This window comes from Acinetobacter sp. COS3 (genome assembly GCF_000475335.1).
GTDB lineage: Bacteria > Pseudomonadota > Gammaproteobacteria > Pseudomonadales > Moraxellaceae > Acinetobacter > Acinetobacter venetianus.
The window spans coordinates 1-20,079 of the sequence record NZ_AXCD01000002.1; the positions used below are offsets into that span (position 1 = coordinate 1).

The window sequence follows — 20,079 nt, forward strand, 5'->3', positions numbered from 1 at the left end:
ATGACGGGTTTCTTTGCCTTCCGCCAATAACGTACCAAAACCAGTAGGGGTAAATACCGCACCTAAACCCATACCAGCAGCTTGGATACGGCAAGCGAGATTGCCTTGCGGGACAAGCTCTAATTCAATCTTGCCTGCATGGTACAGTTCATCAAATACCCATGAATCAGACTGACGTGGGAAAGAACAAATGATTTTACGAACAGCACCTGTTTTTAGCAGTTTTGCCAAACCATAATCGCCATTGCCTGCATTGTTATTGACAATCACAAGCTCTTTCACGCCCAGTTCAATCAGACCATCGATAAGTTCAGCGGGTTGTCCTGCTGTTCCAAAACCTCCTATCATGATGGTTGAGCCATCTTGGATTTGGGATAGAACCTCGGTCAATGAGGTGTTACTCTTATCAATCATCTGACTACTTCCTGTACTATGAATTACTCAATTTTTCATCCTGAAACCCGATGAAATTAAACTGAGTATTTTGTTCGGATTTCTAATATTTATTCTTGATAAGTTTTCGTTAGAGTTCTACAGCACAAAGTTCATTTTGTTCGATTATTATTTTTTATGTTCGATGATCGAACATTATCCAAGTGAAACAGTCGTGTTTGGATTAGAATCAATTTTAGAAAATGATTTTTGAATGAAAGAGCACATTATGGAAAATGATCAGAATAAAGAGCCAAAATTGATTCATCATTCTGAAAATAAAAAAACGATTCGTCATGAAGACTTTATTGCAGGAATCTCAAAAGGCTTGGCGATTTTGGAATGTTTTGGACCTGAACGACATCGCTTAAACATGAGCACTGCCGCTGAAAAAACAGGCATGACACGTGCGGCTGCAAGACGGCATTTACTGACCTTGGAATATTTAGGTTATTTGGATTTTGATGGCCATTATTATTATTTAACCCCTAAAATTCTAAAATTTTCAGGTGCTTATTTAGATGGCTCTCCACTACCAAAAATTTGCCAGCCTTTATTAAATCTACTTACTAATCAAACCTCACTCATCTATTCAGTTATGGTTTTAGATGGTTATGAAGCAATTACGATAGCGCGAAGTGCAGCACACCAACAAACAGACAGAGTAAATCCATATGGATTGCACTTAGGTAATCGCTTACCTGCCCATGCGACTTCTGCTGGAAAAATTCTGCTTGCCCATCTAGATGACGAAGCACAAAAACAATGGTTAGAAAAATATCCACTTAAACGTTTAACCAAATATACGCATACTGAGAGTGAAATTTTTTTAAAGTTATTACATGAAATTAAAGAACAGGATTGGTGTTATTCATGTGAAGAACATGAATTGGGCGTACATGCTGTTGCAGTACCGATTTATGATGCAAATGCCGATGTCGTTGCTGCCCTAAATATTGTTTCACCTACCATGCGTACAACAAAAGATTATCTCATCACTCATATTTTGCCATTATTACTAGAAACAGCACGTGATTTAAGACAGGTTGTTTAGATAGAGTTATTTCAAAATAGATATTTTTTCTCTGCTCGTACTTATAGACATTTATGTTTTAGTCGCTTTTAAACCAAATTTATTTTAGATGTTAGCCACGTCTTTTAAGTTTCCAAATAATTGTTTCATTGAGTAAGTTTATTTTACTTTTCGTTAAAAAACTTATTTCTAAATGATACAAATCAAATGCAATGATAATAATTTTATTTAAATCATTACATTATATTAATCCAAGTAATTTACTCAATAAAATCAATATATTTGCTCTTATTATTGATGCATAGTATTTTAAAATGCACATGAAAAATAAATAAATTTCATACTCAAAGTTATACCAAACAATAAAAGAGAGATATAAAAATGATTGAATGGTTACAGAGTGAATTGAAACATAGCCCCGAAATATTACTATTCCTATCTCTAGCGATTGGCTTCTGGATTGGTCAGTTTCAATTTGGAAAATTTCAGTTCGGCGGTGTTGCTGGTTCACTCCTAGTTGCAGTGGTACTGAGTCTAATTGGTGTACCTGTTGATAATGGTGTTAAAGCAATTTTGTTTGCACTGTTTATTTATGCAGTTGGTTTTGAAAGTGGCCCACAATTTTTCAAATCGCTAGGCCCTCAATCCATTAAAGAAATTCTACTCGCGGTATTCATGGCAGTTTGTGGGCTTATTACCGTACTTGTGATGGCTAAAATCTTTAACTTAGATAAAGGCTTAGCGGCAGGTCTGGCCGCTGGAGGGATGACTCAGTCAGCTATCATTGGTACAGCGGGTGATGCGATTTCTCGTCTAGACCTCCCTCTTGCTGAAATCCAAAAACTACAGGCAAATGTAGCGATCGGTTACGCAGTGACTTACATCTTTGGTTCACTTGGCGCCATCATCATCTGTGTGAATATCTTACCTAAATTTATGGGGCGAGAAATTCATGATGATGCATTAAAAGCGCAGTCAGAACGTTTAAAAGGTGCTTTCGAGCTTGCTCCAGGTCAAGAATTAGCTATGCCTGAAATCGTTGGTCGTATTTACAAAGTAAAGCAAGCCAATGGTATTGCAATCGCTGAACTTGAAAAAATACAACCGAGTATCACAGTCGAACAACTTAAGCGGAAAGATCAGTTTATTGATGTTGCGCCTGAAGTGACCTTACAAACCGATGATGTCATTTTAATTGTTGGTCGTCGTGCAAGTGTCGTTTCAATCTCGGAGCATATTGGTACTGAACTTCAATCATCTCAAGGTATGGAGATGATTATGGATACCTCAGATGTGATTTTAAGAAATTCAAAATACATAAATCGAACATTGGGAGATATTAAAGCCAATACACCCGATTATTTGAAACATGGCATCTATGTACTTGCAATCAAACGTAATGATGAATCTCAAACATTGAGTGACGATACCATTTTGAAACAAGGTGATTTGATCACCGTTTACGGCACAAAAAGTGATTTAGATCGTTTAGTCAAAGAGGCAGGTAAAGCACTGCCTGAAAGCTTAAAAACCGATTGGATTTTTCATGGTGCTGGCTTAGTGGTCGGTCTCATTGTTGGCTTATTTGTTGTTCGAATTGGTGGTGTTCCCCTCACGCTCGGTGCAGGTGGTGGTGCATTACTATCTGGTCTTTTATTTGGATGGTTACGTAGTCGAAATCAAGTACATGGCAATATGCCATTAGCAGCTTCACAACTGTTAAAAGATCTCGGGCTAGCAGGCTTCGTCGCGGCTGTTGGTCTGCAATCGGGCTTACAAGCCATCCAAACAATCAAAGAAAGTGGCTTATCGCTTTTCATGATCGGAGTCGTTGTTACACTCGTTCCGCTTATCCTCTCTATGCTTTTTGCTCGTTATGTTTTGCGCTATGACAATGTCGCGGTTATGGCGGGTGCGCTATCTGGTTCAAGAAGTGCCAATCCTGCATTTGGTGGCGTCTTAGATAAAGCTGGTAACTCTATTCCAACTGTTCCTTTCGCGATCACCTATGCCCTTGCAAATGTATTTCTTACTTTGTTAGGTCCATTAATTGTGGGCTTAGCCTAAAAACTAACAGTTATAAACATTTTAATCGCTTCAGTATAATTAAGGAGACTTCCCATGGGGAACGTTGATTACACAAAATATTCAAAACTGAGTCCATTCGAGCTAAAAGATAATCTCATTGAGTTAGCACAAAGTAGAACCGATCGCCTTATGCTCAATGCAGGTCGAGGAAATCCAAATTTCTTAGCAACGATCCCCCGTCGAGCTTTTTTCCAACTTGGTTTATTTTCAACCACAGAATCAGAGTTCTCTTTTTCTTATATGCCAGAAGGTCTTGGTGGATATCCACGACCTGTAGGTTTGCAATCACGCTTTGATAACTTTGTGATGCAGAATCAAGATAAACAAGGTGTTATTTTCTTAGGAAAAGCTGTTTCTTATGTTCGGGATCAACTTGGTTTAGATCCTGATGCTTTCTTACTTGAAATGGTTGAAGGAATTTTAGGTTGTAACTATCCAGTTCCAGACCGAATGCTACGTATCAGTGAAACGATTATTAAAGAGTATGTTCTGCGTGAAATGGGCGTACAAGGTATGGCCAAGCAAAACCTTGACTTGTTTGCTGTTGAAGGTGGAACAGCAGCGATGGCCTATATTTTCAACTCATTGAAAGAAAATAAAATCATTTCAAATGGCGATCGTATTGCAATCGGAACACCGATTTTTACGCCATATTTAGAAATTCCAAAGCTCAACGACTATCAACTTGAAGAAGTATTTATTGAAGCTGATCCTAAGCTCGGCTGGCAATATCCAGAGTCAGAACTGAGAAAATTAGAAGATCCTTCAATTAAAGCATTCTTCTTGGTGAACCCAAGTAACCCTCCTTCAGTAAAAATGAGTGATGAAGGGCTAGCAATCTTGGCTGATATCGTTAAAAAGCGCCCCGATTTGTTGATTTTAACAGATGATGTTTATGGTACTTTTGCAGATAACTTCAAATCTTTATTTGCAATCTGTCCTGACAATACCATCCTTGTTTATTCGTTCTCAAAATATTTCGGTGCTACAGGCTGGCGTTTAGGTGTGATCGCGCTCACCAACAATAATATTCTTGATAAGAAGCTTGCAGCATTATCGAAGAAAGATAAAAAAGAGTTGGAAGAGCGTTATTCTTCACTCACAACAGATCCTTCAAGTATTAAGTTTATTGATCGTTTGGTCGCAGATAGCCGAAATGTGGCATTGAACCACACGGCAGGCTTATCGACACCGCAACAAGTCCAAATGGTGCTATTTGCATTATTCAATATGATGGATTCACGTCAAAATTATAAGAAAGCTGTTAAATCTGTTGTACGTGAACGTGATGCTGCACTATATCGACAACTTGGCGTAGAAGTTCCTCAAGATCCAAATGCCGTTGATTACTATACTTTAGTAAATCTGGAAAATACGTCTCGCACGTTATATGGTGATGAGTTTGCCGATTGGGTCATGAAAAATAAAAATCCGACCGAGCTATTATTCCGTGTAGCTGATGAAACAGGTGTGGTTTTACTTCCTGGATCAGGTTTCGGCGTTCTGCACCCTTCTGCTCGCGCATCTTTAGCAAACTTGAATGAATACCAATATGCAGCGATTGGTGATTCTTTAAGACGCTTTGCTGAAGAATCCTACCAAGAATACCTAAAAACTAAGAAAGGCAAAAAATAAGCTTTTCCTGTCGATCGAAATAAAGCCACAATTTAGTGGCTTTATTTTTTGTATGTATCTCAAAAAAGCAGTTCACATCACATTCACATTCCAACTTTTAAGATAAATCTAAAATGGAATGAGATCATCAACATGAAATTGCTCAGAACGCTCGCAGTCTCGACACTGACCTTACTTTCTTTGGCTGCTTGTAAAAGTGTACCGAGTTACACCGCTGATTATGAAAAAGCTAAAAAAGAAATTACGGGAATCATGTTAGATGATCAACAAGCTCAAAAAATTGGTCAAAACTTTGTTGCAGCTTTCAATACGATGGGAACTGAAAATTTTGTCAAAAATGCCAGTCAACTTTATGCCGATCAATTATTTATCAATGACACACTTTCCCAATTCTCAAATAAACAGGATCTCATTAAACATTTTGAAGGTATGAATGAACACGTCAGCAATGTTTCAGTGACATTAATAAGTGCGACTCATAAACAAGACTCTGCATATATCCATTGGCACATGGTCTATGACTTTAAAATGTTTGGTCGGACAAAAACCATGTCTTCGTATGGTATTAGCCAAATCAAAATTAATGAGCAAAAACTAATTATCTTTCAACAAGATTTTTGGGATCCTGCAAACGGTTTATACCGCTCACTGCCATATGTCGGAAGTGGCTATTCTTTGACCTTACCGTTCAAGAAATAGTATAAAATTCAGCCACAAAAAAGTGCAGAATAAATTATGGACAATCATTCATTATTAAAACGATTAAATAAAATTGAAGGTTTAATTGTTTTAGCTTTGGTCGATACCTTCGATGGTTCTATTTTAGAAACGATTGGTGATGAGTTCTTTAATATTGATCTTGCCGCTGCTGAAGGCGCAAATTTATTTAATTACCAAAAGCAATTAATGAATGAAATTGATCCAGATGATTTTCTAGAAAGTGTTTTGATGAGTACTGATAATCAGTATCACATCATTACACCGCTAGAAACCAACCATGGCCTGTTTTTATATGCGGTTTTAGATCGTGAGCATACGAATTTAGGCTATGCACGTCATGAAATTCAAAAACTAGAACGTAATTTAAATTTCTATACCTATTAAATCTGAAGGTTAAAACTGCTATAACCAAATAGGCAGAAAATATTGAGGTGGTGAATGAATACTCATTTAATTTTGATAATGACTAGGTTAAGTATTTTATTTGTTCTCATACCGATTAAATTTGCACACGCAAATATTCAAATCTGCAAAACAGCTCCCCTTTTAGTAACGAGTAAAAATGTGGGTTCAGTCAGTTATTATGCAGAGAACTGCCATCAAAATTGGGAAAATCAAAATATTCGCCTAGATTTCGCTTATACTCAGAATATTCCAGAATGGGCATTTAAACGGGCTGCAACACATTTCCTGAAAAAGAATGTGGCCAATTTTTCTAATAATTCCGCTCTAAATCAAATTACTGAATTATATAAGCCTGTAAAAAAAGGTGATTTATATTCATTAAATTATAATCAGCTCAATAAAACATTAAGTCTTTCTCTCAACCAAAAACCATTAGGTTCAATTACCGATCAACAAGCCAATCAATACTTTAAAATATGGTTTGGTAGTTCTCCATTTAATGCTAAATTAAAGCAACAACTACTAAATCAATAACTTGATCAAACGATTATGAGCAATCAATTTATTCTTATGGTCGAAGACCATTACGAACTTGCCGCGACGGTTTGCGAATTTTTAGAGGAACATGGTTTCGTCATTGATCATGCACGTAATTTAGATGCAGCACGTAATTTTCTAAAAACTCAGCCCTACCATCTCCTATTACTTGATATTAATCTACCTGATGGTTCTGGATATGATTTATGCGAATGGCTTAGAACGGATCAAGGTAAAGACATTCCTATTTTAATGCTCACGGCACGAGATACCTTGGATGACAAATTAAAGGGCTTTAGTGCTGGCACAGATGATTATTTAGTCAAACCTTTTGATTTTAATGAACTTGTAATGCGTGTTAAAGCTTTGATCAAACGTTCATTGGGCGAAGTATCATCCAGTAAAATCCAAATTCATGATCTTATTCTAGACAGTTCAACTCAAACTGTAACCCGTGCTGGTCAAACTATAGAATTACCGCGTATTCAATTCAAATTACTTAAAATTTTGATGAGAAACTCGCCAAAAGTAATTACAAAACAAGAAATTATTATCGAACTTTGGGGTGATGAAGAACCTGAAAGTGATGCGTTACGCAGTCATATTTATAATTTAAGAAAAATGGTCGATAAGCCATTTGAAGAAAAATTAATTCACACCATTTCAGGTGTCGGGCTTAAGGTTGCTTTCGATACTGAAGCTCATTAATTCAGATACACAACCACGATAAGACCAGTGGTATTTTCGAGTCTTAGATGTGGATGTGTATTTAAATAATATTGTCGATCAAACAATTCAACTCTCCACCCTAACTGATTACAGAGTTTTTGTACCAGTTGTAATCCTATTCCATGACCTTTTGCCGTCAGTTGTAATTGAGAAGTGCTCAATTCCTGAACTTTAGAATCATTCGGCATAGTAATGCCAATCCCATTGTCTGCGATAACAATACTATTCTTGCGTTGAATGATATGAATATCTGTACCTTGAGAATAATTCAGTGCATTTCGTAGGATATTACTTAAAACCATTTTAGTCATCGAAGGATGAATCAATCGCGGAAACTCATGTGGATCATATTGCACCTTGATTTCCATTCCTTTGGTTTGACTCACGGGTTCTAAATCATTCACTAAATCTTGAATAATGCTCGACAGTAGCATCTGTTCAGCAGTCAACGTATTGGTGGTATTTCTAGCGATTGCTAATAAGGTATCAACCAAAAGCTGCATATCTTCAATGGTATTTGAAATGCGATTCAATGATTTATCATGGCCATATCGTGCCTGACAAAGCTGCACATTACCTTTGAGAATGGTTAAAGGTGTGCGTAACTCATGGCTCACGTCACCTGTAAATTCTCTTTCACGATTAATAAACTCGCTCAGCACTTGATGATATTTTTCTAAAGCCTGTTTTAGATACTCAGCCTCCATATTGCCATTGGTATTTATACCTAAAAATGGCGAGGCTTCTTTATTTTGATGTGCCCAATCAATATGTTCTAAAGCATTTGCCAAACGCGTGATTGGAGAAAAATAGCGACGCGCTCTGCGATTCGACCACCATAAAAAACTGTACAGAACAATCAAACTAAACATGAGTGGTGCAAGACCAAACATCCAGACGATTTTATTGACATTACTTTCGCCGAACACCAGCAGCACATGTTGCCCTTTTCGCTCACCGTAAACCGTCATCCGCTCTTTACCATCGACAAAAATTCGATGTACGCCTTGCTGTAATACTTGATTTTTAAATGCTGGCGGCGGGGTTTGTGTTTCCCAACGATAACCATACAGATTTTTAGTATCTGGTAAATCTGCATTAGGATTACGATCAACTCGCATCCAATAATGTTCCATCTCTTGTTCAAGGGCAGTTTTAAGTAACGAACCTTTGATTACCCATGCACTACAAGCAATACCGATGATAATCGAAAGTGCGATCAACCCAATTTGCAGCCAATAATGACGATTAAACATCTCCGTGAGTGGATGTGTACTTGTCTCATTATTTTTGCTTTTCAACATAGGTTGACCGTTCAATAGAATCTATTTTAATTATACTGTTTTCTTTTTGAACAGGAAGTGTCCGACGACCCACTCCTGACCTTGTTCAAAACCAAACAATTCAGCACAAGCCATAAAGAAAATACGCCAACGTTGCCACCATGCTTCAGCGTCTTGGCCATAAACTTGTTCAAACAATGGCTTTAATTGCTCACTGTTTCGATCCATATTTTCCAACCAAGCATTTGCTGTTTTTTCATAATGTGTGCCTGACCACTGCCAATGCCGTTCAAGTTCTAAGTGTTCCTGAAAATGCAAAAAGGTTGACGTCGCTGGCATTAATCCGCCTGTAAAGAAATAGCGTGACATCCAGTCATATTCACTTTTTATTTCAAATGGATAATGTAAAAAACGATGGCAAAAAATATGACACCATAACAAACCATCTGCCTTTAACCACGATTGTATTTTGGCAAATAGCCGTTGATAGTTTCTGACATGCTCAAACATTTCAACCGAAACGACCCGATCGAAAGAATTTTCCTGTAACTCCAGTACATTCACGTCACAGGTCAACACATCAACATTATTCAAACCACGCTTTTCTGCTTCCGCCAAAATGTGCTGACGTTGCGTTGCTGAGTTTGAAACTGCGGATATTTTTGCGTTGGGATATTGCTCAGCCATCCATAATGTCAATGAACCCCAGCCGCAACCTAATTCTAGAATCGATTGACCATCGGTTAATTGAGCACGATCACTATAGATTCTGAGTGCAAATTCTTCTGCCTCATCTAGTGATGTTTTGACGTGCGGAAAAAAGCACGCACTATATTTTAGTCGCTTTCCTAAAACAGCCTGAAAAAAAGCCGTTGGCAGCTCATAGTGCTGTTCATTGGCTTTGTCAGTTTCGATGGCAATTTCACTGTGCTTCAGCATGTTGAGCACATCCATATAGCGCTGAGCACCTTGTTCAGGATCATAGCGTCCTTCCTGAATCAGGCGTTTTTTACTCAACGCGCGTATGGCTGCACGAATCGCTTGATCTGGCACCAAACCACTTTCAACAAGTTTTAATGATTTATGAATAATAAAGTCCATGAGCGTACCTACTGTTTGGGCTTCCACGGAATAAACATAGAAGTGCGTTTTTGATAATCGGAATAATTTTTTCCACGATTTTTTAATGCTTGTTGTTCACTGAATGGAATCCCTGTGATGTAGTACAAAAATAACCACATCAATAACGGATAAATCCATAAGCTATACAGTCCAGCAGCTAGACCTAAGATCGGATAAGCAAACCAATGCATCCATTCAAAAAAATAATTTGGATGCCGTGAATATCTCCACAAGCCTTGATCCATGGTTTTGCCATGATTGCTTGGATTTTGCTTAAATCGATATAGCTGTTGATCTGCAATTACTTCACCAACAAATGCAATCATCATGATCATGCCAGCGATAATCACATAATCATTCGTTTCAACACTCCAAGCAGCTTCAGGCACATTCAATAAGCTCCACATCGGAATGCTAAATAAAATAGCTAAACCTGCTTGGAACATGAAAAAAGTAAAAAAGCCCAAATGCTGATATATTCCCATTGCTCTACGCATGTTGGCATAACGACGATCTTCCTCATCCTCAGCCAAATAACGGCGCAATAGATGCCAGCTCAATCTCAAAAACCAAATCGAGCTCAAAACACCAATAAATAATCTAATTTGTATCGGTGCTAACTCACCCCATAAAGCGGTAATGAAAATATTGAGCGCAATACAAAAACTCCATGCCACGTCGACAATACCAGCACGATGATTTTTTGTTGCCCATAACCAGCATAAGCACATCACCACCACATCAAGTAAAAACAATTGCCATATCATAACTGCCTCCTTGATGTTTAAAATTTATCTATAATTAATAAGGACTTGCTTCAAACAACAGGTGTACATCACTGATCACGCCTTCTTTGAAGCCACCTTCGCAATAACAAAGATAAAAATCCCACATGCGAATGAAATTCTCATCAAAACCTAAAGCTAAAACCTGTGATTTGGCTTCTAAAAAACGCTCACGCCATTGATGAATGGTTTCTGCATAACTCAAACCAATATCTTCAAGATGTTTTAAACGTAATCCCTGCTCAGAAGCAGCTTGTGTGAGCACACTAATACAAGGAATAAAACTACCAGGGAAAATATAGCGCTTAATATAGTCCACCGTATTAAGTGCTTTCTTATAACGAGCATCTTCGATAGTGATGGCTTGAATCAAACCCAGACCATTTGGTTTTAACAATGATCGGCATTTATTGAAATAAGTTGATAAGTATTGTTCGCCTACTGCTTCGATCATTTCTATCGAAACCAGCTTGTCAAACTGACCGTCTAATAAACGGTAATCTTTTAACTGAACTTCTACGCGATGGCTTAATCCCGCCGCTGCAATACGCTGAGTCGCCTCATCAAATTGCGCTTGCGAAATAGTAATCGTCGTCACTTTACAGCCATAATGTTGAGCTGCATAAATTGCAAAACCGCCCCAACCACTCCCAATTTCTACCAAATGATCCATCGGTTTTAATTGAAGTTTCTGACAAATAAGTTCTTTTTTATAATCAGATGCTTGTTCCAATGTCATATCTTTATTTTTATAGACTGCACTGGAGTACATCATCGAAGAATCAAGAAACAATTTAAAAAAATCATTACTTAAGTCATAGTGTTCCGCGATGTTTTTACGACTACCCTTTAATGAATTCTTTCTAGTTTTATACCAAGCTTTAAGAATCATTTGGCTGGCTTGAGAAATAACATTCTGATTAATTTTGTCTAAAACATGACGGTTTCGCGCCAAAATTTGGATCAGCTCGACCAACTGTTCACTGCTCCAATAGCCTCGAATATAGCCTTCGGCCGCACCAAGAACACCGTTTTTAAAAATCAATTCGATTAGGTCTTTATTATGAATGTCTATCGTTGCTTCTAAATCAGATACCTCACCGACAGAACCATTCCATTCTCCACGAAAATGAATTTGGCCATGACGGAGCTTCATCAGACTTTTTAAAACAAACGGCAACGAATCTTGTTCACCGAAAATAAGCGTTTTCATCATTTTGTTCTAAGTCCTTATCTTTTTTAGGGTGACGATAAAATGGAACCTTTTTTCGCCAGAGATGAAAAGCTTGTACATAAATCGAAGCCAACATCTTAAAAGGTTCAAAGACATGATGAACAGCATAGCGATTTAGCTGTGAAGGAACTGTGATGTCCTCTAGTTCATAGCGCATCGTTGCATCAAAAATCAGCTTTTGGGACTGATAAAGCTGCATATAAATCACATTTTGTTGATCTGAAAAATTAAATTTCCACTTATATTGAATATCCATCGGCATAAATGGAGAGACATGAAATGCCTTTTCAAAATCAAACTGAAAACCTTGATATTGCTGATGATCAATACATTTCTGCCGACAATCATGCACATACACTTTTGTTTCATTCCACGGCGTGTTAGTGATCTCACTTAATATAAATTGTGGTTCATAACGAGTGTTGAAAATGAAATAAAAAACCACGGAATTAAAGCGAAAACCTAAGGTTCTGGGTAATGCCAAGACTCGAATATAAGATTGTGCCGATAAAATCGTATCGTTTTGCTGCAAAATTATTTTTTTGATTTTTTCCCGAATATTTCCCGTGTAGCCTTTTAAAAAATCATCCTCATTTAGTATTAAAACATTCCAAGCTTTGGTTGAACTTAGTTTAGATTCTTTAAAATGTTGTTCAACTTGATCAGGATCAAAATATAAATAGCTCAGACATGACTTAAAATCATGTGCTTTAGGAAAAAAACGGCGATGACTAATATGCGCTTTTGCAATCGCAAGCGAAGGTTGATGCATTATGCCACCTCCAATTGCTCTACCATCTCTAAGATTTGTGCGACAACACGTTCAGCACTTCTCGCTCCATCCTCATGAAACCCCCAGCCCCAATAAGCACCACAAAAAGAGCTACGATTTCTGCCATTAATTTCAGACCACTCTGATTGTGCGGCTATCGCTTTTTTATCAAATACTGGATGACGATAATGGCGTTCTACGTACACTTTTCCTCTTGAGATCGGCATATTAGGATTGAGCGTTGCAAAAATCTGTGTCTTACACGCTAAATTTTGCAAATTATTCATCCAATAGGTAAAACCATAGTGAATTTGATCGTTATTACTATTTTTCTTAGTAGCATCTAAAGCAGTGACATGCACATGCCAACTTGCCCATTGCGATTTACGTTTCGGCATAATCGAAGTATCGCAATGCACCACCATTTTATTATCTTGATAATCAAAGCAACCGAGAATCTCTTGCTCTGCCGCACTCGGCTGATGAATGAGTTTCAAAGTATCATCGGCATGACTGGCAAAAATCACCCAATCAAATTCCTCTGTATCTTGCGCTGAAACAATCGTCACCGAATCTTCTGTTCTGAGGACTTGTTTAACGGCACCATGCTTCCACTGGATGGATGGACATTGTGCTTGAATAGCTTGAATATAACTTGCTGAACCGCCTTTCACAGTTTGCCATTGTGGACGTTCTTTTAACTGCAACATACGATGATGTTGAAAAAAACTCACCACAAATTTATAAGGAATTTTTCCAACCTGCTCAACTGGACTAGACCACAACGCACCACACATTGGATAAAGATGTTCTTCTCTAAAAACTTGAGAATAATCATTACGATTCAAATAATCTTCAATGGTCAAATGTGGTTCATAAGCAGCCACATCAATGTCTTTATTTTCTTGATAAAAACGCATCAAATCAGACAACATGATTCGAAAATTTGGATTTATAAAATTCTGTGGTCGAGTCAATAATGACCATTTCTTTGAAGGGTTGTATTGCAGACCAGTCACTAAATTATTGACTGAAAAACTCATATCACTATTTTGGGCTTCAACATCTAATTGATTCAGCATTTCAGTAAATAGTGGATAGTTATATTCATTAAACACAATGAAGCCACTATCAACAGCAACTTTCTGATGATCAATCCATAAATCATGCGTATCAGTATGCCCACCAAAGTAATTTTCTTTTTCAAAGACAGTAATTTGATGATGCTTAGACAGTTTCCATGCCGCATACATTCCTGAAATACCTGAGCCTACAATTGCAATTTTCATGAAGACTCCCGACTTTGCACTTTAGTTGTGTGGATTTTTATGCTTTCACGTTGTTGGTGATATTCTGTGTAAATACGTTGTGGTACAGGTTTTATTCCCCAGACCAAACCTGTGTAAGACATTATTTTTAATAGATAATAAGTAACATCAATTTGCCACCAAAAGAAACCTTGGCGGGTACTCCCTGCATAATAGTGATGGTTATTATGCCAACCCTCACCTAAGGTGATAATTGAAAGGAAGAGATTATTTCTGCTGTTATCTTTGGTTTCGAAATCGCGACGCCCATATAAATGGGCCAAAGAATTGATGCATAAGGTTGCATGGATCACTAACACTGTCGAAATCACAAACCCCCAAACCAGTAACTGAGGTCCTGATGTTCCTAAATTGGGATGAGCAACATTCAACCAATTTCCAAATAAATAGATCGCTAAGGCAGTGAACAATACCACTGGTAAACTGAAACGATCGAGCCAAACAATCTCAGGAAACTTGAGCCAATCTTTGATGACTTCTTTTCGAGTTGAGAAGTTTTGCTCATTTAAAAACCACCCCACATGGCTATACCAAAAGCCATGATGAGATGAATGGGGATCATGTTCGGTGTCCGTAAAACGATGATGATAGCGATGATGCGCAGCCCACCACAAAGGCCCTCGTTGGGCACTCATTGTTCCAATTAAGATAAACAAAAACTGAAAAGGTCGAGAGGTTTGAAATGTTTTATGCGATAGATAACGATGAAAAAAAGCAGTGATTGCAAACATTCTGATGAAATAGAACATCAGCATGAACATGACGGCAAACCAAGAAACTCCAACCCAAAACACAGCAAGACATGCCAGATGCAATAAAATAAACGGTATGATTCTCAACCATTGAATTTGAGTGTCTTTTACGTGATGTGAAATGTCAGATTCATTTGTCTCTAAAGTTTGCTTGAAGGACCAACTATCTACCCATCGCAGAAGAAATTTAAACATTGATTCTTCCTGACCCATTATTTTTTTATCGTTATCATGTTAATAAAAGTGATATGAAATTTATGTGAAGCTTTAACCGATCAAGTCTGTCACTTGTGCTTCATCATAATATAAAAATACAAAATAAACATAAATTTAAATGTAGTAATGAGTAAAGCCTAACTCACTTGAGCTAGGCTTTATTTTATTTATTTGTTTTTCAATTACTGGCGATAAAAGCTAAGCAATTTGAGTTGCAATCAAGGTCGCTAGACTGGTCCACATCAGGTAAGCAGCAACACTGATCACAACCGTAGCAAAAATTTTCTGTACCGTTTTAAGATCAATCATGCTAATCAATCTTCTACCGACTAGCATCCCAACAATACACGCCAATACAAAACTTGCAGTTACAATCAGCGGATATTGAAAGCCATCAAGTACATGAATTGAAATACTGACACCGCCGATTAAGAAGATAATCATCAAGGAGGTCGCAACAATACTTCGCATATCCAAATCAGTTGCTTTTCTAAGAGCAGGTACGATCACAAAGCCCCCACCAACACCGAGTAAACCAGTAAGCAAGCCAGCTATTACACCGATTAAACCTAAAACTGAAGCAGTTTTCACATTCCAAATTAGCTTGCCTGTACTATGATTCACCTTACACGGTGGGTCTTCTAAATCATTTACTTTATTAAAAAAGATTCGATAAGCGACGATCAACATAACCAAGCTAAATGCGAGACTTAACCAAACTGGAGAAATGATATTGGCAAGATGAACACCATAGCGTGCCGAAGGAATACTAATCAGAGCAATCCAAATCGCAGCGCGGTATCTTACGATTTTTTTAAATAAGCCCTGAATACTTCCAACAAATGCAGAGAGTGTAACAGCCAGTAATCCTACAGGTGCAGCTTGTGAAACCGTCCACCCCTGACTCGCCATAAGTGCAGGAACAGCCAAGATTCCGCCACCAGCTCCCGTCAGCCCAAGTAAGCATCCGATTGCAAGACCTTCTAAGACCAATAACCACATATCCATAAAAGACCTCTTATAAGAGATAGATTGCTTTTTTCAGCATGAGTTTCCCTCACTAGCTCTCGATTGAAAGCTAGCGCAGAAACGGAGTTTAGATTTAAGAGAAGTGGGCTAGAGTTTTGGTTTAACCAGCCACTCGTGCCCTTTCAACATGCCATCCCAATACATAGGTGGGAGAATTTGCTCTTTTAATAGCCATGCCATACGAGTTGGTTTTTGCCCATCCAAGAACCATTTTGGAAAACTTGGTAATAACTTTCCGCCATAGCCAAACTCTGCAAGTACGATTTTCCCACGCTCGACCGTAAGTGGACACGAACCATAACCATCATATTGAGCGAACTGATTACTGCCTTTTAAGTACTGTAAAACATTCACTGCAACTATCGGCGCTTGTTTACGGGCAGCAGCGGCAGTTTTAGCATTTGGTGCATTCATCACATCGCCCAAGGCAAAGATGTAAGGATATTTTGTATGCTGCAAGGTATGTTGATCTACACTCACCCAACCCGTAGCATCGACAAGATTACTTGCTCGAATAAAATCAGGTGCTTGTTGTGGTGGAACAACATGCAACATATCAAAATCAGTTTCAATTACTGAACTATTCTCACCTTCAGTCACCTTAAACCAAGCACGTTTTTGAACACCATCGACTTTGATTAACTGATGATTAAAGTGCAAATTTGCGTTATAGCGTTTGATATATTCCATCAAGGCTGGAACATACGCTTGCACACCAAATAACACACCACCTGTATTATAAAAGTCGATATTGATGTTTTTGAGTACACCTTGTTTTTGCCAATGATCTGCTGACAGATACATGGCTTTCTGCGGTGCGCCAGCACATTTGATTGGCATCGGCGGTTGCGTAAAAATCGCTTTACCTTGCTTCATACTACTCACTAACTGCCACGTATATGGTGCAAGATCATAACGATAATTCGAAGTCACACCATTTTTACCCAGTGTTTCCACCAAGCCTTCGATGCCATGCCAATTCAACTTTAATCCGGGGCAGATAACCAAAGCTTCATAATTGATTGGCTTACATCCTTCCAATAAAACCTGTTTATTGTCTGGGTCAAATGCAGCAACAGCAGCCTTGATCCAATGCACCTGTTTTGGGATCAAACTCGCCATAGTTCGAACCGTTTTTTCAGGTGGAAAAATACCGCCACCGACCATCGTCCAGCCCGGTTGATAATAATGAATCTCTGCTGGATCAATAATTGCAATATCTAAGTTTGACTGTCTTGATAGTAAACTCGATGCAACTGAAATTCCTGCTGCCCCAGCTCCCACAATCACTACAGAAAATGTAGGAATATTATTCAACTGATTAGGGTTCTGTTTCAGAATACGAGGCACTAAACCTTGCAAATCATAACCAAGTGCTTTGGCTTGCAACAACATCTGATCAAGACTTTGCTCTACAACCTGTGACAACGCCCACAAAGTAATTGAACGAGTACCAGATCGACAGAATGCTAAAAGTGGCTTTTGTGACTTTTGATAAAGTTCTTTGAATTCAACTGCCTGTTCATCAGTCACACGACCGCTGACCACAGGTAAATATTCCAACTGAATCCCATGTTGAATTGCAGCTTCTTGGATCTCAATGATATTAGGCTGATCAGCACCTTCACCATCAGGACGATTACAAATAATTGTTCGAATACCCTTTGCCGCTATTTCAGCAATATCTTGCTGACTGATTTGATCCGAAACAAAAAACTCTTGATTAACTCGCTTTAATTCCATGTCATTTATTCCTTATGCTTGTCCACAGGCTTTATTAGCAGGTAAAGCAATATCAATCTTTTTCGGATAAGGTAAATCGAGATTTGTCATAATCTGTACAAAATCTTGTTTGGATTTACCTTTCCCTAATCGAGCATTATGTAAACGCTCATACCCAACGGTCGATGACAAACGACCTTTATAATCATGTCCCGGATACACAATCGTTTCATCAGCCAATGTGAAAATCTGTTGATGAATAGAGTCATATAAAGTTTCAGCACTCCCTTCTTGGAAGTCAGTGCGACCACAACCATCGATTAACAGTGCATCACCTGTGAATACCATGCCATCAACGACATAACTGGTACATGCATTGGTATGACCTGGTGTATAACGAGCTTCAATTAAGATTTCACCAACACGTATAGCACTACGATCTGTAATAAAAATGTCTCCGCACGCTACACCTGAATGACGATGCAAAACTGTTTTACAGCCAAATTTTTCTCTTAATAAATTAGCTGCTGTGACATGATCTGCATGTACATGCGTATCGAGGCTATATACCAATGTTAAATTATGTTCATTTAACTTTTCCGCATAGCTCTCAATTTCAGAAGCAACTGGATCAATTAATACAGCTTCATGCGTTTGTTCTGATGCAATGAGATAGGTATAAGTAGAACTTTCTTTTTCGAAAAATTGATGGAATATCATTAGAATCAATCTCAATCTGCTTGCTTATATTCATATTTTGCAAACAAGATGCCAACTCTTTGCATTTTTAATTATATTCAAATAAAACAATATATTAATAAATAATATTTAAAATTCAGAATAGACTACGTTTCACTTTTCTTTCATTTCATGTTTCAATAATTCAAACAGTGAAACATAAAATGAAACATAATGACTCAACTCATTGATTTTAAAACTCAAGTTGATTTGGAAAATTTCTTGGGTTATTTGCAGCAGCTCATTACTGACTGTGCCCTTTTTATCGTTGATCACACTGATTCGACTATCATTTATCAGTTCAAATCAACAAGGCTTAATCCTTCTATCTCAGCGTTAAGCAAACAGCAAATATTGAATAACGTATTAGATACTGGAAAATTTAATTTTAAATCTACAAATGGCTCCAGCGAATTGTTCTGTCATCGACATAACATTCATGTTTCAGATCAAAATTTCACTGGAACATTATTCTTGGTTCAGCTATTGCAACAGGTTGAAACAACACTGCCAAAGCAAAGCATTCAAAGTTTATCGGAAACATTTCATAGCCAGTCACCTGAAATGCAGCGAATGTTTTCAATTATCCAACGCGTTGCAATCACTGAGTTCCCTGTATTGGTTCGTGGTGAATCTGGAAGCGGTAAAGAGCTGGTTGCTCAGGCCATACATAACTATAGTCAAAGAAAAAATAAGGTTTTTATTGCGATTAACTGTGCTGCTTTGAACGTGAATATCTTAGAAAGCGAATTATTTGGGCATGTCAAAGGTGCTTTTACAGGCGCAATTCGAGAGCATAAAGGTGTTTTTGAGCGTGCCGCGGGTGGAACACTTTTTTTAGATGAAATCGCTGAAATTCCCTTAGAGTTACAAGCAAAACTGCTACGTGTACTAGAAACTGGGGAATTCACCCCCTTAGGCGGTGAGAAATCAATCAAAGCCAATGTCCGTATTATTACCGCGACGCATCGCGCGTTAAGAGAAGAAGCCAAACTTGGCCGTTTCCGTCAAGACTTGCTTTATCGCCTGCGTGTTATTCCCATTTTTGTTCCACCCTTACGTGATCGCAAAGAAGATATTCCACTGATTGCAAACTTCATTTTAAGCGAGCAGCAAACCATTTTTCAGCATACTCCCTCACTATCAAATGATGCACTAAATGCCTTGATTGATTACGACTGGCCGGGGAATGTGCGTGAATTAAAAAATACCCTGCTCTATGCCATTACGATGGCAAATGAAAAATCTGAAATCGAGCTTTGTGATTTGCCAGATGAGATTATTGATAATCCACATATACCGTCTGATTTGAAGATGCACACAACCGAACATATACATAGTTCAGATAAAATCAATAAAGATATGATTCGTAAGGCGTTAATCAAATATGATTATGATCTTAATCAAGTGGCTAAAGCCTTGGATATGAGCCGTACTACACTTTGGCGCTATCGGAAAAAGTTTAATTTATGAATAAAAAAGCGAGCCATACCAAATGACTCGCTTTTTAGTTTCCACT

The 20,079-nt window shown here is 37.9% G+C and carries 19 protein-coding genes; 8 read left to right on the forward strand and 11 right to left on the reverse strand.

The genetic code is table 11. From position 1 onward, the window contains the following. Positions 1-414: 3-oxoacid CoA-transferase subunit A (locus tag IO68_RS18290; RefSeq protein WP_023012445.1), on the reverse strand; the 414-nt coding region annotated here is incomplete at its 3' end. 247 nt (positions 415-661) lie between these two features. On the opposite strand from IO68_RS18290, the gene pcaU reads away from it, so the two are divergent. From pcaU to IO68_RS18325, 7 genes are all read left to right on the forward strand, one after another. Continuing rightward, complete coding sequence (gene pcaU, locus IO68_RS18295; RefSeq protein ID WP_004880314.1) at positions 662-1,486, forward strand: IclR family transcriptional regulator PcaU; 825 nt, start codon at positions 662-664, stop codon at positions 1,484-1,486. A 360-nt stretch (positions 1,487-1,846) separates the two neighbouring features. Next, positions 1,847-3,532, forward strand: coding sequence for an aspartate-alanine antiporter (gene aspT, locus IO68_RS18300; RefSeq protein ID WP_023012446.1), 1,686 nt, complete (start codon positions 1,847-1,849; stop codon positions 3,530-3,532). Between the two features lie 54 nt (positions 3,533-3,586). Next, positions 3,587-5,188: a bifunctional aspartate transaminase/aspartate 4-decarboxylase gene (locus IO68_RS18305; protein ID WP_023012447.1), complete on the forward strand. Its 1,602-nt coding sequence runs from the start codon at positions 3,587-3,589 to the stop codon at positions 5,186-5,188. Between the two features lie 132 nt (positions 5,189-5,320). Then, entirely contained in the window at positions 5,321-5,887 is a 567-nt protein-coding gene (locus tag IO68_RS18310; protein ID WP_004880320.1) for a nuclear transport factor 2 family protein, read from the forward strand. Between the two features lie 36 nt (positions 5,888-5,923). Then, entirely contained in the window at positions 5,924-6,292 is a 369-nt protein-coding gene (locus IO68_RS18315) for a roadblock/LC7 domain-containing protein (RefSeq protein ID WP_023012448.1), read from the forward strand. 78 nt (positions 6,293-6,370) lie between these two features. Further along, positions 6,371-6,847: a chalcone isomerase family protein gene (locus IO68_RS18320; RefSeq protein ID WP_413540705.1), complete on the forward strand. Its 477-nt coding sequence runs from the start codon at positions 6,371-6,373 to the stop codon at positions 6,845-6,847. A gap of 15 nt (positions 6,848-6,862) precedes the next feature. Continuing rightward, the gene (locus tag IO68_RS18325) at positions 6,863-7,558 is read left to right on the forward strand and encodes a response regulator transcription factor (RefSeq protein ID WP_031234643.1); all 696 of its coding nucleotides are present in this window, start codon (positions 6,863-6,865) and stop codon (positions 7,556-7,558) included. On the opposite strand, the gene IO68_RS18330 is transcribed toward IO68_RS18325, so the two are convergent. The 10 genes from IO68_RS18330 to IO68_RS18375 form a co-directional block, all read right to left on the reverse strand. Next, the gene (locus IO68_RS18330; RefSeq protein WP_023012451.1) at positions 7,555-8,883 is read right to left on the reverse strand and encodes a sensor histidine kinase; all 1,329 of its coding nucleotides are present in this window, start codon (positions 8,881-8,883) and stop codon (positions 7,555-7,557) included. The two genes, IO68_RS18325 and IO68_RS18330, sit on opposite strands and share 4 nt — an antisense overlap. Positions 8,884-8,913: 30 nt before the next feature. Next, positions 8,914-9,963 carry an SAM-dependent methyltransferase gene (locus tag IO68_RS18335; protein ID WP_023012452.1) on the reverse strand — a complete coding sequence of 350 codons (1,050 nt, stop codon included), beginning with the start codon at positions 9,961-9,963 and terminating at the stop codon, positions 8,914-8,916. An 8-nt stretch (positions 9,964-9,971) separates the two neighbouring features. After that, positions 9,972-10,751 carry a DUF1295 domain-containing protein gene (locus tag IO68_RS18340; protein ID WP_023012453.1) on the reverse strand — a complete coding sequence of 260 codons (780 nt, stop codon included), beginning with the start codon at positions 10,749-10,751 and terminating at the stop codon, positions 9,972-9,974. 34 nt (positions 10,752-10,785) lie between these two features. After that, positions 10,786-11,985, reverse strand: coding sequence for an SAM-dependent methyltransferase (locus IO68_RS18345; RefSeq protein ID WP_031234644.1), 1,200 nt, complete (start codon positions 11,983-11,985; stop codon positions 10,786-10,788). Then, positions 11,960-12,775, reverse strand: a complete 816-nt coding sequence (locus IO68_RS18350) for a DUF1365 domain-containing protein (protein WP_023012455.1) — start codon at positions 12,773-12,775, stop codon at positions 11,960-11,962. The genes IO68_RS18345 and IO68_RS18350 overlap by 26 nt, the downstream gene beginning before the upstream one ends. Further along, entirely contained in the window at positions 12,775-14,064 is a 1,290-nt protein-coding gene (locus IO68_RS18355) for an NAD(P)/FAD-dependent oxidoreductase (protein ID WP_023012456.1), read from the reverse strand. The genes IO68_RS18350 and IO68_RS18355 overlap by 1 nt, the downstream gene beginning before the upstream one ends. After that, the gene (locus IO68_RS18360; protein WP_023012457.1) at positions 14,061-15,050 is read right to left on the reverse strand and encodes an acyl-CoA desaturase; all 990 of its coding nucleotides are present in this window, start codon (positions 15,048-15,050) and stop codon (positions 14,061-14,063) included. Before IO68_RS18360 ends, IO68_RS18355 begins: the two co-directional genes overlap by 4 nt. A gap of 219 nt (positions 15,051-15,269) precedes the next feature. Beyond that, on the reverse strand, positions 15,270-16,079 hold the full coding sequence (locus IO68_RS18365) for a sulfite exporter TauE/SafE family protein (protein ID WP_023012458.1): 810 nt from the start codon (positions 16,077-16,079) through the stop codon (positions 15,270-15,272). Positions 16,080-16,187: 108 nt separating this feature from the next. Then, a complete protein-coding gene (locus IO68_RS18370) occupies positions 16,188-17,843 on the reverse strand; it encodes a bifunctional protein tyrosine phosphatase family protein/NAD(P)/FAD-dependent oxidoreductase (RefSeq protein ID WP_023012459.1) in 1,656 nt (551 codons plus the stop codon). A 12-nt stretch (positions 17,844-17,855) separates the two neighbouring features. Then, entirely contained in the window at positions 17,856-18,542 is a 687-nt protein-coding gene (locus IO68_RS18375) for an MBL fold metallo-hydrolase (RefSeq protein ID WP_023012460.1), read from the reverse strand. A gap of 192 nt (positions 18,543-18,734) precedes the next feature. Between IO68_RS18375 and IO68_RS18380 the strand changes: the two genes are divergently transcribed. Beyond that, positions 18,735-20,033, forward strand: a complete 1,299-nt coding sequence (locus IO68_RS18380) for a sigma-54 interaction domain-containing protein (RefSeq protein WP_023012461.1) — start codon at positions 18,735-18,737, stop codon at positions 20,031-20,033. Positions 20,034-20,079: the final 46 nt, after the last annotated feature.